The 13,582-nt window shown below is 71.1% G+C and carries 10 protein-coding genes and 1 pseudogene; 5 read left to right on the top strand and 6 right to left on the bottom strand.

Annotation, left to right across the window (positions count from 1 at the left end):
* Positions 1-2 precede the first annotated feature (2 nt).
* Positions 3-1,730, bottom strand: a complete 1,728-nt coding sequence (locus VO99_RS22905) for a bifunctional protein-serine/threonine kinase/phosphatase (protein ID WP_046115270.1) — start codon at positions 1,728-1,730, stop codon at positions 3-5.
* A gap of 62 nt (positions 1,731-1,792) precedes the next feature.
* Between VO99_RS22905 and nirB the strand changes: the two genes are divergently transcribed.
* The 5 genes from nirB (at position 1,793) to VO99_RS22880 (ending at position 9,479) form a co-directional block, all read left to right on the top strand.
* The gene (gene nirB, locus VO99_RS22900; RefSeq protein ID WP_046115269.1) at positions 1,793-4,225 is read left to right on the top strand and encodes a nitrite reductase large subunit NirB; all 2,433 of its coding nucleotides are present in this window, start codon (positions 1,793-1,795) and stop codon (positions 4,223-4,225) included.
* Between the two features lie 3 nt (positions 4,226-4,228).
* A complete protein-coding gene (gene nirD / locus VO99_RS22895; RefSeq protein ID WP_046115268.1) occupies positions 4,229-4,561 on the top strand; it encodes a nitrite reductase small subunit NirD in 333 nt (110 codons plus the stop codon).
* 9 nt (positions 4,562-4,570) lie between these two features.
* The gene (locus VO99_RS22890) at positions 4,571-7,366 is read left to right on the top strand and encodes a nitrate reductase (RefSeq protein ID WP_046115316.1); all 2,796 of its coding nucleotides are present in this window, start codon (positions 4,571-4,573) and stop codon (positions 7,364-7,366) included.
* A 67-nt stretch (positions 7,367-7,433) separates the two neighbouring features.
* On the top strand, positions 7,434-8,387 hold the full coding sequence (gene ybiB / locus VO99_RS22885; RefSeq protein WP_046115267.1) for a DNA-binding protein YbiB: 954 nt from the start codon (positions 7,434-7,436) through the stop codon (positions 8,385-8,387).
* Positions 8,388-8,477: 90 nt separating this feature from the next.
* Positions 8,478-9,479: a LacI family DNA-binding transcriptional regulator gene (locus VO99_RS22880; RefSeq protein WP_046115266.1), complete on the top strand. Its 1,002-nt coding sequence runs from the start codon at positions 8,478-8,480 to the stop codon at positions 9,477-9,479.
* A 4-nt stretch (positions 9,480-9,483) separates the two neighbouring features.
* Here the strand turns inward: VO99_RS22880 and VO99_RS22875 are convergent, their stop codons facing one another.
* The 5 genes and pseudogenes from VO99_RS22875 to VO99_RS30970 all read right to left on the bottom strand — a co-directional run.
* A complete protein-coding gene (locus VO99_RS22875; protein WP_046115265.1) occupies positions 9,484-10,569 on the bottom strand; it encodes a protein-glutamate methylesterase/protein-glutamine glutaminase in 1,086 nt (361 codons plus the stop codon).
* The gene (locus VO99_RS22870) at positions 10,566-11,861 is read right to left on the bottom strand and encodes an EAL domain-containing response regulator (protein WP_046115264.1); all 1,296 of its coding nucleotides are present in this window, start codon (positions 11,859-11,861) and stop codon (positions 10,566-10,568) included. Before VO99_RS22870 ends, VO99_RS22875 begins: the two co-directional genes overlap by 4 nt.
* 35 nt (positions 11,862-11,896) lie before the next feature.
* Positions 11,897-12,703 (bottom strand): CheR family methyltransferase, encoded by an 807-nt coding sequence (locus VO99_RS22865; protein ID WP_046115263.1) that lies wholly within the window; start codon positions 12,701-12,703, stop codon positions 11,897-11,899.
* Between the two features lie 15 nt (positions 12,704-12,718).
* Positions 12,719-13,261 (bottom strand): chemotaxis protein CheW, encoded by a 543-nt coding sequence (locus tag VO99_RS22860; RefSeq protein ID WP_046115262.1) that lies wholly within the window; start codon positions 13,259-13,261, stop codon positions 12,719-12,721.
* Between the two features lie 13 nt (positions 13,262-13,274).
* Positions 13,275-13,582 (bottom strand): annotated as a pseudogene (locus VO99_RS30970) (methyl-accepting chemotaxis protein); the annotation flags it as partial.

Here is a 13,582-nt window from a genome sequence, read left to right as displayed (position 1 = left end):
CCTCAGCGTGGCAGGAACAGCAGCCAGGCCACCAGCGCGATGTTGAACAGGGCCGAGATCCAGAAGGCCGCCATCCACAGCGCCGCGGGGTCGCGCAGGGCCAGCGGCGTGGCCGGCGGCGCGCCGAGATGGCTGCCGCCGCCGGCGCTGCGGGCGGCGCCGCGCTCCAGCGCCAGCACCAGTTCCTCGGCGGTCTCGAAGCGCTGGCGCGGATCGCGCGCCACGGCCTTGAGCACCAGGTGGTCCAGCCACATCGGCACCTCGGGCCGCAGGCGCGACAGCGCACGCGGGTCGCGCCGGTAGCGGCCGGCCTGCCAGGGTTCGATCTCGCCGTAGGGCAGCCGGCCGCCCAGCCACTGGTACAGCGTGACGCCCAGGGCGAACAGGTCGCTGCCGGCATCGGCCGCGGCGCCGTCCCACTGCTCGGGGTTCATGTAGCTGGGCGTACCGGCATGCAGCTGGCGCTGCACCGCGGGCTCGCGACCCGAGATGGCCACGCCCAGGTCCAGCAGCCGCCAATGGCCGTCGTCGCCACGGTGCAGGTTGCCGGGCTTCACGTCGCGGTGCACCACGCCCAGCCGGTGCAGCCGGCCCAGCGCACGCCCGATGGCGATGCCGGCCTGCACCACATCGGCCACCCCGAAACGGGTGCGTTGTGCAAGCAATTGTTCGAGCGTGTGGCCGCCATGCCAGTCGAACACCGTGTACAGCGCGCTGGGCGCGGCCACCTCGTGCACCTGCACGAAGCCGGGCGCGCCGCTCTCGCCCACGCGCAGGCCCAGCCAGGCCTCGTGCGCCAGCATGGCCCGTTCCTCCGGATCGCTGGCGCGCGACTCGTGCAGCGTCTTCACCGCCACCAGCCGGCGGTCGGCGGTGCGGGCCTGGTACAGGCGGTGCACGCCGGTGTCGGCCACGCGCGCGGTGATGGTCAGGCCGTCCAGCACGTCGCCCACCTTCAGCGGCGGCGGTGGGTCGAGGCGGCGGCCACGCAGCAGCGCATCCTCCAGTCGGCCGGTGTCCAGGCCGCGGATGCGCAGCACGATGGCGCTGGCGTTGTCGGTGCCGCCGGCTTCCAGCGCGGCACGCACCAGCGTGTCGGCCGCCGCCTGGGCATCCGGCGCCTCGCGCATCAGGTGTGCCATGCGCCTGGCCGGCAGCAGGCCGTGCATGCCGTCGGTGGTGAGCACGAAGCAGTCGCCCACGCGCACCTCGCCCTGCACGAAGTCCAGGCGCACCATGTCGTCCAGGCCCAGCGCACGGGTGAGCCGGTTGCGCTGGTGCACGTTGCCGAACACATGGTCGGTGGTGAGCTGCACCAGCTCACCGTCCACCAGCTGCGCGGCGCGGCTGTCGCCGGCATGCGCGATGGTGAAGCCGTGGCCGTGCACCACCAGCGCGGTGACGGTGGTGAGCGCGGTGCGCGGCTCGCCGGCCTGTTCGCTCAGGTTCTGCCGCCGGCGGTTGTGGTCGGCCAGCCATTGGCTGTGGGCCTGGATCAGGCGGTCCAGCACCACCGTGGTCTCCCAGGTGTCGGGCGCATCGAAGTAGTCGGCCAGCAGGCCGCGCACCACCGTCTGCGCGGCCTCCTGGCCCCCACCGCCGGTGGACACGCCATCGGCCATCACCGCGATAAGGCCGAGCGGATCGCCCCGGCGCACGCCGGCGAAGTCCTCGTTGATGCGGCGGGGCCCGGTCTGGCTGGCCAGGCCGATGTCGACGTCGAAGCTCATGCCGGATTGTCACGGCCGCGGATGGCACCTCCCTTGCTTTTGAATCCGAAGGAAGCACGCTCATGAAGAAGATGAAACTGGTGATGGTGGGCAACGGCATGGCCGGCGTGCGCACGCTGGAAGAGCTGCTGAAGATCGCGCCCGACCTCTACGACATCACCGTGTTCGGCGCCGAGCCGCATCCCAACTACAACCGCATCCTGCTGTCGCCGGTGCTGGCCGGCGAGCAGACCATCCCCGACATCATCCTCAACCCGCTGAGCTGGTACGCCGAGCACGGCATCACGCTGCACCTGGGCCGGAAGGTGGTGGACGTGGACCGCCGCAGGCGCATCGTGCGCGCCGAGGACGGCACCGAGGCCGAGTACGACCGGCTGCTGCTGGCCACCGGCTCCACGCCCTTCGTGCCGCCGATTCCCGGCAAGGACCTGCAGGGCGTCATCGCCTACCGCGACATCGCGGACACCGAGGCGATGATCGACGCGGCCACTAAGTACCGGCATGCGGTGGTGATCGGCGGCGGCCTGCTGGGACTGGAGGCCGCCAACGGCCTGATGCTGCGCGGCATGCAGGTCACGGTGGTGCACATCGGCCGGTGGCTGATGGAACGCCAGCTCGACGAATCGGCGGCGCAGCTGCTGCAGAAGGCGCTGGAAGCGCGCGGCCTGCAGTTCAAGCTGGGTGCGCAGACGCAGTCGCTGTCCGGCGGCGACGACGGCCGCGTGAAGGCCGTGCGATTCCAGGACGGCAGCGAGATCCCGGCCGACCTGGTGGTGATGTCGGCCGGCATCCGCCCCAACACCGCGCTGGCCGAGAAGATCGGCATCCACTGCCAGCGCGGCATCGTGGTGAGCGACACCCTGCAGACGGTGACCGACCCGCGGGTGTACTCGGTGGGCGAATGCGCGGCCCACCGCGGCATCGCCTATGGCCTGGTGGCACCGCTGTTCGAGCAGGGCAAGGTGTGCGCCACGCACCTGGCGCAGTTCGGCATCGGCCGCTACCTGGGCAGCCAGACCAGCACCAAGCTCAAGGTCACCGGCATCGACCTCTTCTCGGCCGGCAACTTCATGGGCGGCGCCGACACCGAGGAGATCGTGATGAGCGATCCCTTCGGCGGCGTGTACAAGAAGCTGGTGATCCAGGACGACAAGCTGGTGGGCGCCTGCCTGTACGGCGACACGGTGGACGGCAGCTACTACTTCAAGCTGCTGCGCGAGGGCCGCAAGATCCACGACATCCGCGACAAGCTGATGTTCGGCGAGAGCAACATCGGCGACACCGGCCACGAGGGCCACAGCAAGGCCGCCACCATGCCCGACGAGGCCGAGGTCTGCGGCTGCAACGGCGTGAACAAGGGCACCATCTGCAAGGCCATCAAGGACAAGGGCCTGTTCACGCTGGAAGAGGTGCGCAAGCACACCAAGGCCAGTGCGTCGTGTGGCTCATGCACCGGGCTGGTAGAGCAGCTGCTGATGTTCACCGCCGGCGGCGACTACTCCAAGCCGCCCACCAAGAAGGCGATGTGCGCCTGCACCGACGCCAGCCACCAGGACGTGCGCGAGGCCATCCGCGCCCAGCACCTGCTGACCATCCCCGACACGTACCAGGCCCTGGGCTGGCGCACGCCCAATGGCTGCGCCAGCTGCCGGCCGGCAGTCAACTACTACCTCATCAGCACCTGGCCGAAGGAGGCGCGCGACGATCCGCAGAGCCACTTCATCAACGAGCGCAGCCACGCCAACATCCAGAAGGACGGCACCTACAGCGTGGTGCCGCGCATGTGGGGCGGCACCACCAACAGCTCGGAGCTGCGCCGCATCGCCGACGTGGTGGACAAGTACCAGATCCCGACGGTGAAGGTGACCGGCGGCCAGCGCATCGACCTGCTGGGCGTGAAGAAGGAAGACCTGCCCAAGGTGTGGCACGACCTGGGCATGCCCAGCGGCCATGCCTACGGCAAGACGCTGCGCACGGTGAAGACCTGCGTGGGCAGCGAGTGGTGCCGCTTCGGCACGCAGGATTCCACTTCGCTGGGCATCGAGCTGGAGCGGGTGCTGTGGCGCATGTATGCGCCGCACAAGGTCAAGCTGGCCGTCAGCGGCTGCCCGCGCAACTGCGCCGAGAGCGGCATCAAGGACGTGGGCATCATCGGCGTCGATTCGGGCTGGGAGATCTACGTCGCCGGCAACGGCGGCATCAAGACCGAGGTGGCGCACTTCTTCTGCAAGCTCAAGACGGCGGCCGAGGTGGTGGAGTACGCGGGCGCCTTCCTGCAGCTGTACCGCGAGGAAGGCTGGTACCTGGAACGCACGGTGCACTACGTGAACCGCGTGGGGCTGGACTACGTCAAGGCCAAGGTGCTGGACGATGCCGCCCAGCGCAAGGCGCTGTACGACCGGCTGGCCTTCTCGCTGGACGGCGAACCCGACCCGTGGTTCGAGTTCGAGAAGGCCGGCGTGGACCTGCGCCAGTTCGAGACCCTGGGAACCTGAACGATGACGCACTGGAAAGCCATCTGCCGCGTGGAAGACATCCCGGTGCTGGGCGCGCGCCGCGTGGCCCGTGCGGCCGGGCCGGCGGTGGCGGTGTTCCGCACCGCGCAGGATGAGGTGTTCGCGCTGCTGGACGAATGCCCGCACAAGCAGGGCCCGCTGAGCCAGGGCATCGTCTTCGGCACCAGCGTGGCCTGCCCGCTGCATAACTGGACCATCGGCCTGGACGACGGCTGCGCCCGTGCGCCGGACGAAGGCTGCACGCCGCGCTTCGCGGTGCAGGTGCAGGACGGCGTGGTGTCGCTGGACGCCGACGAGCTGGCCGCGGGACGCTGAATGACGGCCTTGCACGAAACGAAATCCACCTGCCCGTACTGCGGCGTGGGCTGCGGCGTGGTGATCGAATCGGCCGCTGGCCAGATCACCGGCGTGCGCGGCGACCCGGACCATCCGGCCAACTTCGGCCGCCTGTGCAGCAAGGGCAGCACGCTGCACCTCACCGCCACCGCGCCCATCCAGCAACATGCCCGGTTGCTGTTCCCCATGCGGCGCGCGCAGCGCGAGGCGCCGCCGCAGCCGGTGAGCTGGAACGAGGCGATGACCCTGGCCACCGACCGCTTCGAGCAGGTGATCCGCGAGCACGGGCCCGATGCGGTGGGCTTCTATCTCTCGGGCCAGCTGCTCACCGAGGACTACTACGTCTTCAACAAGCTGGCCAAGGGCCTGGTGGGCACCAACAACGTCGACACCAACTCGCGCCTGTGCATGAGCAGTGCGGTGGCCGGCTACAAGGCCACGCTGGGGGCCGATGCACCGCCGGCCTGTTATGAAGACCTGGGCCATGCACGCACGCTGTTCATCACCGGATCGAACACCGCCTATGCGCACCCCATCCTGTACCGCCGGATCGAGGACGCCAAGCGTGCCAATCCGCGGCTGCGCATGGTGGTGGTGGACCCGCGGCGCACCGACACCGCGGCCGCGGCCGACCTGCACCTGCCCCTCCTGCCGGGCAGCGACGTGGCCCTGTGCCACGGCATGCTGCACCTGATGCTGTGGGAAGGCTGGCTGGACACCGCCTACATCGCCGCGCACACCAGCGGCTTCGATGCGCTGAAGGCCCGGGTGCGCGACTACACCCCGCGCGAGACCAGCCGCCTGACCGGCATCAGCGAGGCCGCGCTGGTGCAGGCCGCCGCCTGGTTCGCCGGGCTCGACGAAGGCGGGCCGGCGCGAAGCCCGACGCTCTCGCTGTACTGCCAGGGCCTGAACCAGAGCGCCAGCGGCACCGCCAAGAATGCCGCGCTGATCAACCTGCACCTGGCCACCGGCCAGATCGGCAAGCCCGGCGCCGGGCCCTTCTCGCTCACCGGCCAGCCCAATGCGATGGGCGGGCGCGAGGTGGGCGGCCTGGCCAACCTGCTGTCGGCCCACCGCGACCTGGCCAACCCGGCGCACCGGGCCGAGGTGGCCGCCTTCTGGGGCGTGAGCGACGTGCCCGCCCAGCCCGGCAAGAGCGCGGTGGAGATGTTCAAGGCCGCGGCCGATGGCCAGATCAAGGCGCTCTGGATCGCCTGCACCAACCCCGCCCAGTCCATGCCCGACCAGGCGCTGGTGCGCGAGGCGCTGCGCCGCTGCGACTTCGTCGTGGTGCAGGAAGCCTTCTCCACCACCGCCACCGCCGCCTTCGCCGACCTGCTGCTGCCCGCCACCACCTGGGGCGAGAAGGAAGGCACCGTCACCAACAGCGAACGGCGCATCAGCCGGGTGCGCGCGGCGGTGCCGCCGCCCGGGCAGGCGCGGCACGACTGGCACATCGCCACCGAGCTGGCGCAGCGGCTCCAGGCCCGCCTGCGTGCCGGCGCGGCCGCACTGTTCCCCTACACCACGCCGGAGCAGGTGTGGAACGAGCACCGCGAGACCACCCGCGGCCGCGACCTCGACATCACCGGCCTGAGCTGGCCGATGCTGGATGCGCAAGGCCCGCAGCAATGGCCGCTGCCCGCTGGCCAGGCCACCGGCCGCGCCCGCCTGTACGAGGACGGCGTGTTCCCCACCGCCGACGGCCGCGCGCGCTTCTTCGACACGCCCTTCGAGCCGGTGGCCGAGCCGCGCGACGTGCGCTATCCCTTCAGCCTGAACACCGGCCGCCTGCGCGACCAGTGGCACGGCATGAGCCGCACCGGCAACGTGGGCCGGCTGTTCGGCCAGGTGCCCGAGCCCTCGGTGGCGCTGCATCCGGCCGAGCTGCAGCGCCTGGGCCTGCAGCCCGGCGACCTGGTGCACGTCACCTCGCGGCGCGGCTCCATCGTGATGCCGGCCGCGGCCGACGAGGGCATGGCACCGGCCCAGGCCTTCATCGCGATGCACTGGGGCGAGGAATTCATGTCCGGCCGCAGTGCACGCGGCCAGCCGCTGGCCGGCGTGAATGCACTGACCACGCCGCGCTACTGCCCGCGCTCGATGCAGCCCGAGCTCAAGCATTGCGCCGTCAAGCTGCTGAAGGCCGAGTTGCCCTGGCGGCTGGTGGCCATGGCCTGGCTGCCCGAGGAAGAGTTGCTGCCGGCGCGCAAGGCCTTGCAGCAGCTGATGCAGGCCTTCGGCTATGCGGTGTGCGTGCCCTTCGGCCACCAGCGCGGCGGCCTGCTGTTCAAGGCCGCGCTGGAGGCCGCGCCGGAGATGTCGGTGGTGCGCCGCATCGAGACGCTGCTGGGCCTGGCCTACGGCAGCCACGACGCCCCGGTGCTGCACTACGAGGACCCGCGCCGCGGCCAGCGCCGCGCGATGCGGCTGCGCCATGTGCAGGACGACCGGCGGCTCGACGGCTTCCTGCTGGCCGGTGACGCACGGGCCGAGGCCTGGCTCAAGCCGCTGCTGCAGGACGAGCTGCCCACCCAGGCCTACGGCCGCCAGTTGCTCAACCCCGGGCCCCAGGCGCCGCTGCCCACGCCCGTGCGCGGCCGCCAGGTGTGCACCTGCCTGAACGTGGGCGCGGGGGCCATCGAGGCCACGCTGGCGCAATGCAGCGGCAGCCCCGCCGAGCGACTGGCCCAGCTGCAGTCGCAGCTGCGCTGCGGCACGCAATGCGGCTCCTGCCTGCCCGAGCTGCGCCGCATGGTGGCGCAGCCGGTGGCGGCATGATCCAGCGCAATCGCGGCGCCGGCGCAAAGGTCCGAAACTTGCGAACCTGCGCGCAGGAGACATCGTCATGAGCATCAGTCACTACATCAAGGAGATCGGCCGCGGCAGTGCCGGCGCACGGTCGCTCAGCATCGAGCAGGCCCAGGACCTGATGGGCCTGGTGCTGGACGGCCAGGCCACCGACCTGGAGGTCGGCGCCTTTGCCATCGCCATGCGCATGAAGGGCGAGACGGTGGACGAGCTCACCGGCTTCCTGGCCGCGGTGCAGGCGCGCTGCGTGCACGTGCACAGCCGGCAGCCGGTGGTGGTGCTGCCCACCTACAACGGCGCACGCCGCCTGCCCAACCTCACGCCGCTGCTGGCGATGCGGCTGGCCCAGGAAGGCGTGCAGGTGCTGATGCACGGCCCCCGCCACGACCCCAAGCGGGTCAGCACCGCAGACGTGCTGCACGACCTGGGCCTGCCCATCGCGCATGACGTGGCCGAGGTGGAACAGGCCTGGGCCCGGCGCGAGCCCGCCTTCCTGTGCGTGGATGCGTTGTGCCCGCCGCTGGCGCGGCTGCTGGACGTGCGCTGGACCATCGGCCTGCGCAATTCCGGCCACACCGTGGCCAAGATGCTGGACCCGGTGCAGGGCGCGCCCGCGCTGCGCCTGGCCAGCTATACCCACCCCGAATTTGGCGAGCTGATGGCCGCCTATGCCCGCCAGGGTGGCGCCAGCATGATGCTGCTGCGCGGCACCGAAGGCGAGGCCGTGGCCGACCCCCGGCGCCAGCCGCGCATCGAGGCCTGGATCGACGGACAGCCGCGGCCCGAGCTGGGTTGCCCGGCGCAGGAAGGCGTGCTGGCCACCATGCCGCTGCTGCCGCGCACGCACGATGCGGCCACCACCGCGCTGTACATCCAGGCGGTGATGAGCGGCGAGAAGCCCGCGCCCGATCCGCTGGAGACGCAGGTGGCGCTGGTGCGCCGCACGCTGGCGTCCATGGCCGGCGCACGTCGGGTGGACAGCGCGGCCTGAAGCCGCGCCCGGCCCCGCTCGCGGCACGCGGCTGCCCGGGCGGCGGCGGCCGTCACAATCACGGCCTTTTTCACGCGCCCGCCCTGTCCCATGAACAAGCCGCAGCGTTTCACCGTGCACGACATCGGCCGCCTGGCCGGCGTGTCGGCCATGACGGTGTCGCGTGCACTGAACCAGCCGGAGCGGGTGTCCCCGGAGACGCTCAAGCGCGTGCTGGAGGCGGTCAAGCAGACCGGCTTCGTGCCCAATGCGATGGCGCGCGGGCTGCGCTCTTCCAAGGCGCGGCTGGTGGCCGCGCTGCTGCCCACGCTTGTGGGCCCCGTGTTCCAGGAGACGGTGAAGTCGCTCGACCAGACGCTGGTGGGCCATGGCTACCAGCTGATGATCGGCCAGACCGGCTACGACCAGGGCCGCGAGGATGCGCTGCTGGACGCCGTCATCCGCCGTCGGCCTGACGGCATCGTGCTGGTGGGCATCCAGCACAGCGACGAAGGCCGCCGGCTGCTGCTGGCCTCGGGCATCCCGGTGGTGGAAACCTGGGACCTCACGCCCACGCCGCTGGACATGCTGGTGGGCTTCTCGCACGACGCGATCGGCGAGTCGGTGATGGCCTACCTGCATGCCCGCGGCCACCGCCGCATCGGCCTGGTCAGCGCCGACGATCCACGCGCCCGTACCCGGGCCCAGGGCTTCGAGCGCGCCGGCGAGCGGCTGGGGCTGGCGCAGCCGGTGCACAAGCTGCTGTCGCCCGCGCCCAGCACGCTGGGGGCCGGCCGCGCCGCGCTGGCGCGGCTGCTGCAGCAGGCGCCGGGCACCAGCGCCATCTTCTGCAGCTCCGACACGCTGGCGCTGGGGGCGCTGATCGAGGCGCAGGCCCGCGGCCTGCGGGTGCCGCAGCAGATGGCAGTGGTGGGCCTGGGCGACCAGGAGTTCGCGGCCGACCTGCAGCCGGCGCTGACCACCGTGCGCATCGATGGCACCCGCATCGGCCGCTGCGCCGCGGAGCTGCTGGTGCAGCGCGCCGAAGGCCAGCCGGTGGATCAGCGGGTGATCGACATCGGCTTTGCCATCGTCGAACGCGCCAGCGCCTGAGGCCTCAGATCCGCTGCAGTGCCGCGATCTCGCGCGCCATGCCGCCCAGTGGCAGCGTGCGCTGCACCGCGCCGCGCTTGATGGCTTCCTTGGGCATGCCGAACACCACGCAGCTCTGCTCGTCCTGCGCCAGCGTGGCCGCGCCGGCATTGCGCATCTCCAGCAGGCCGGCCGCGCCGTCGTCGCCCATGCCGGTCATGATGATGCCCAGCGCATTGCCGCCGGCACACTTGGCCGCGGAGCGGAACAGCACGTCCACCGACGGCCGGTGGCGGTTGACCAGCGGGCCGTCCACCACCTCCACGTGGTACTGAGCGCCGCTGCGCCGCAGCAGCGTGTGCTTGCCGCCCGGCGCGATCAGCGCCTGGCCCGGCACCACCCGGTCGCCGGTGGCGGCTTCCTTCACCGTGATGTGGCAGATGCTGTCCAGCCGCGCCGCAAAGGCGGCGGTGAACTTCTCCGGCATGTGCTGCACGATGACGATGCCCGGCGACACCCGCGGCAGCTCGGTCAGCACCGCCTCCAGCGCCTGCGTGCCGCCGGTGGAGGTGCCGATCATCACCACCCGCTCGGTGGTCTGCGCCATCGCGCGGCCGCCCTGCGCCTGCGGCGGCAGGATCACGTCGGCGGTGTGCTTGACGGTGGGCGCCAGCGGCGCCGAGGCGGCCCGCGCGACGGTGCGGCGCACATTGGCCTGCGCGGCGGTGCGCACCGTGCTCACCAGTTCCTGCGCGGCATCGGCCAGGAACTGCTTGAGCCCCAGCTTCGGCTTGGTGACGATGGCCACCGCGCCGGCCGACAGCGCCTCCAGCGTGGTGCGCGCGCCCTTCTCGGTCAGCGTCGAGCAGATCACCACCGGCGTCGGCCGCTCGTCCATGATCTTGCGCAGGAAGGTGATGCCGTCCATCTTCGGCATCTCCACGTCCAGCACGATGACGTCGGGCCACTGCTGCTTCATGCGCTCCTGCGCCAGCATCGGGTCGGCGCAGGCGGCCGTGACTTCGATGCCAGGCGCTTCCGACAGCAGGCCGGTGAGCACCTGCCGCACCACGGCGGAATCGTCCACCACCAGCACCTTGATCCGTTTCATGTGGCCTCCGGTGCCAGGGTGGAATCGGCCGCCTCCGGCCGCTGGCGCAGGCGCAGCTCGGGCAGGCGGGCCTCGTGGCTCTTCATCCAGCGGGGCAGCGCATCGCCGGACATCGGCCGTGCGATCAGGAAGCCCTGGCCCACGGTGCAGCCGAAGCGCTGCAGCAGCCGCCAGTCCTCCATCGTCTCCACGCCCTCGGCCACCGACACCAGGCCCAGCCGGCCCGCCATTTCCAGCGCCGATTGCAGGATGACCCGCACATGCGACTGGCGGTGCGCGTTGTGCACGAAGGAGCGGTCGATCTTCAGCTCGGTGAACGGGATGCGCGCCAGCTGCTGCATCGACGAGAAGCCGGTGCCGTAGTCGTCGATCGACAGGCCCACGCCGCGCATGCGCAGCCGCGCCAGCACGCCCATGGTCACCGCGTCGTAGCCCACCACCGAGCCTTCGGTGATCTCCAGCACCAGCTGGCCGGCCGGCAGCCCATGGCGCGACAGCAGGCTGCACACGCCTTCCACCAGGCCCGGCGTGCGCAGCAGCAGCGGCGACAGGTTGATGGCCACCGACAGCACCATGCCGTGGGCATTCCAGTGCGCCACCTGGGCCATCGCCCGGTCGGCAATGGCCTGCGTCAGCGGCAGGATCAGGTCGTGCTGCTCGGCGATGGCGATGAAGCGGTCGGGCGGCACGGCGCCCAGCTGCGCATCGTTCCAGCGGGCCAGCACCTCCACCCCGCGCACCAGGCCGGTCCGGATGTCCACCTTGGGCTGGTAATGCGGCACCACCAGGCCGCGGGCCAGCGCGTCGCGCAGCTTGTCCGGCGGGATGGCCGGCTGCGCGCCGGGCACGCTGGCGGCCAGGGCGGGTGCGCCGGCGCCCTGGCTGCCTTCCAGCGCGCCGGCCAGCACGTCGGCCGTCAAGGGCTTGGCCACGCCGCCGAGCAGCGGCTGACCCAGCGTCGCGGCCATCACCTCCACCGCACGCACCAGCGCGCCTTCGCGCGCAGAGGCCACGATGAACGGGATGCGCAGGCCGCGCTTGCTCATCTGCTGGATCAGCTCGAAGCCGTCCATCACCGGCATCTCCAGGTCGATGACCATCAGCGTGGGCGGCGCGGGCAGCGCGGCCAGCAGGTCCAGCGCCTCGCGGCCGTCCCGTGCCTCGTGGATGCGGGCCACGCCCAGGCTGCGGCACAGGTCCGCCGCATGCTGGCGCTGGGTGGTGCTGTCGTCCACCACCAGCACCGCTTCATGACGCACCGCCTCCACTGCTGGCGGTTTGAGCGATTCCATCACCGTCTCCTAGACGGCGGCCCGTGCGGCCGCCCTTACAGCTTGCGGTATACCGACGGCGACACCTGCTGCACGCCATCCATCATGCCGTTGAGGCTCTCGGAATGGCCGACGACGAAGATGCCTCCGCGCCGCAGCGTGCCAAGCACCCGCTCCACCACCTGGCGCTTGGTCTCGGCATTGAAATAGATCATCACGTTGCGCAGGAAGACCATGTCGAAGCCCGACAGCTCGCCCGGCAGCGTCTCGTTCAGGTTCACGTGCAGCAGCCGCAGCCGCTCGCGCAGGGCCCGTTGCACCAGCAGCGTGCCCGCCTGCTCGCCCGTGCCCTTGAGGCAGAAGCGCTTGAGGTATTCGGGCGGGATGTTGCGCGCGCGCTCCATCGGATAGTGGCCCTGGCGGGCGCGCTGCAGCATGCGCAGGCTGATGTCGGAGCCGAACACCTCCCACGGCTTGTCGGCGCGCACGTCGGCCAGCACCATGGCCATGGTGTAGGGCTCCTCGCCGCTGGAGCAGGCGGCGCTCCAGATGCGGAAGGCCTGTCCACGCGGCGCGGCGGCGGCCGTCTCGCGCAGCAGCGCGAAGTGCTTGGGCTCGCGGAAGAAGTAGGTCTCGTTGGTGGTCAGCAGGTCCACCGCGATCTGCACCTCGCCCTCGGCGCGGCCGCTGTCCAGCAGCGCCAGGTAGTCGGCATACCGCTCCAGCCCATGGTGCTGCAGGCGCTTGGCCAGCCGGCCGCACACCAGCGCCTTCTTCCCGGACGACAGCGTGATGCCGGCGGCCGCATGGATGAAGGCCTGGAAGCGCCGGTAGTCGCTGTCGCTCAGCGCCGAAGCTTGCATCTGGCTGCCCCGCCCTCAGTGCGCCAGGCTGGTGTCGGCGGCCTGGCCGGCGGCGGCGATCTCTTCCACCGACAGCACCTGCTCGGCCGCCAGCAGGATGACGAACTTGCCGCGCACCTTGCCCATGCCGTGGATGAAATCGCTGCGGATGCGGGTGCCGAACGACGGCGGCGGCTCGATGTCGGCCGGCGCGATCTCCAGCACCTCGTTGACCGCATCCACCACCGCGCCCAGCACATGGCGCTCGCCTTCGCTCTCCACCTCGATGATGACGATGCAGGTGCGCTTGGTGATGTCGCTGCTGGGGCGGCCGAAGCGGGCCTGCAGGTCCATCACCGGCACCACCGCGCCACGCAGGTTGATCACGCCGCGGATGGAGGGCGGCATCATCGGCACCTCGGTCAGGCCGCGGTATTCGATGATCTCCTTAATGGCCAGGATGCCCAGCGCAAAGGTTTCGCCGCCCAGCATGAAGGTGAGGTACTGCTGCGGCTCGGCCGCCAGCATCGCCGGCATCGCACCGCCCGGGGCCGCCGTGGCGGAGGTGGTCACGTTCATCTGCGGTCTCCTGTCAGAAGGATGTGAAGTGGTGTTCATCGACCGGCGCCGCACGCACCGCCGCGGCGGCGGTGGCGCGCGGCGTGCGGCCTGGTGCCCGGCTGGCCACCTTCAGCGCCTGGCGCGTGGGCGCAGCGGCTTCGGCCTGCGGGCCACGGGCCGGGCTGAGCTGGAAGAAGGCCATGGTCCGTTGCAGCTGGTCGGCTTGGCTGCTCATTTCTTCGGCCGTCGCGGCCAACTCTTCAGAGCTGGATGCATTGAGCTGCGTGGTCTGGCTGAGCTGGCCCATGGCGGCATTGATCTGGCCGACGCCGGAGGACT

It is taken from the genome of Aquincola tertiaricarbonis, assembly GCF_000969605.1.
GTDB classification, from domain to species: Bacteria; Pseudomonadota; Gammaproteobacteria; order Burkholderiales; family Burkholderiaceae_C; genus Aquincola; species Aquincola tertiaricarbonis.
This window is presented reverse-complemented; position numbering and strand designations above follow the sequence as displayed.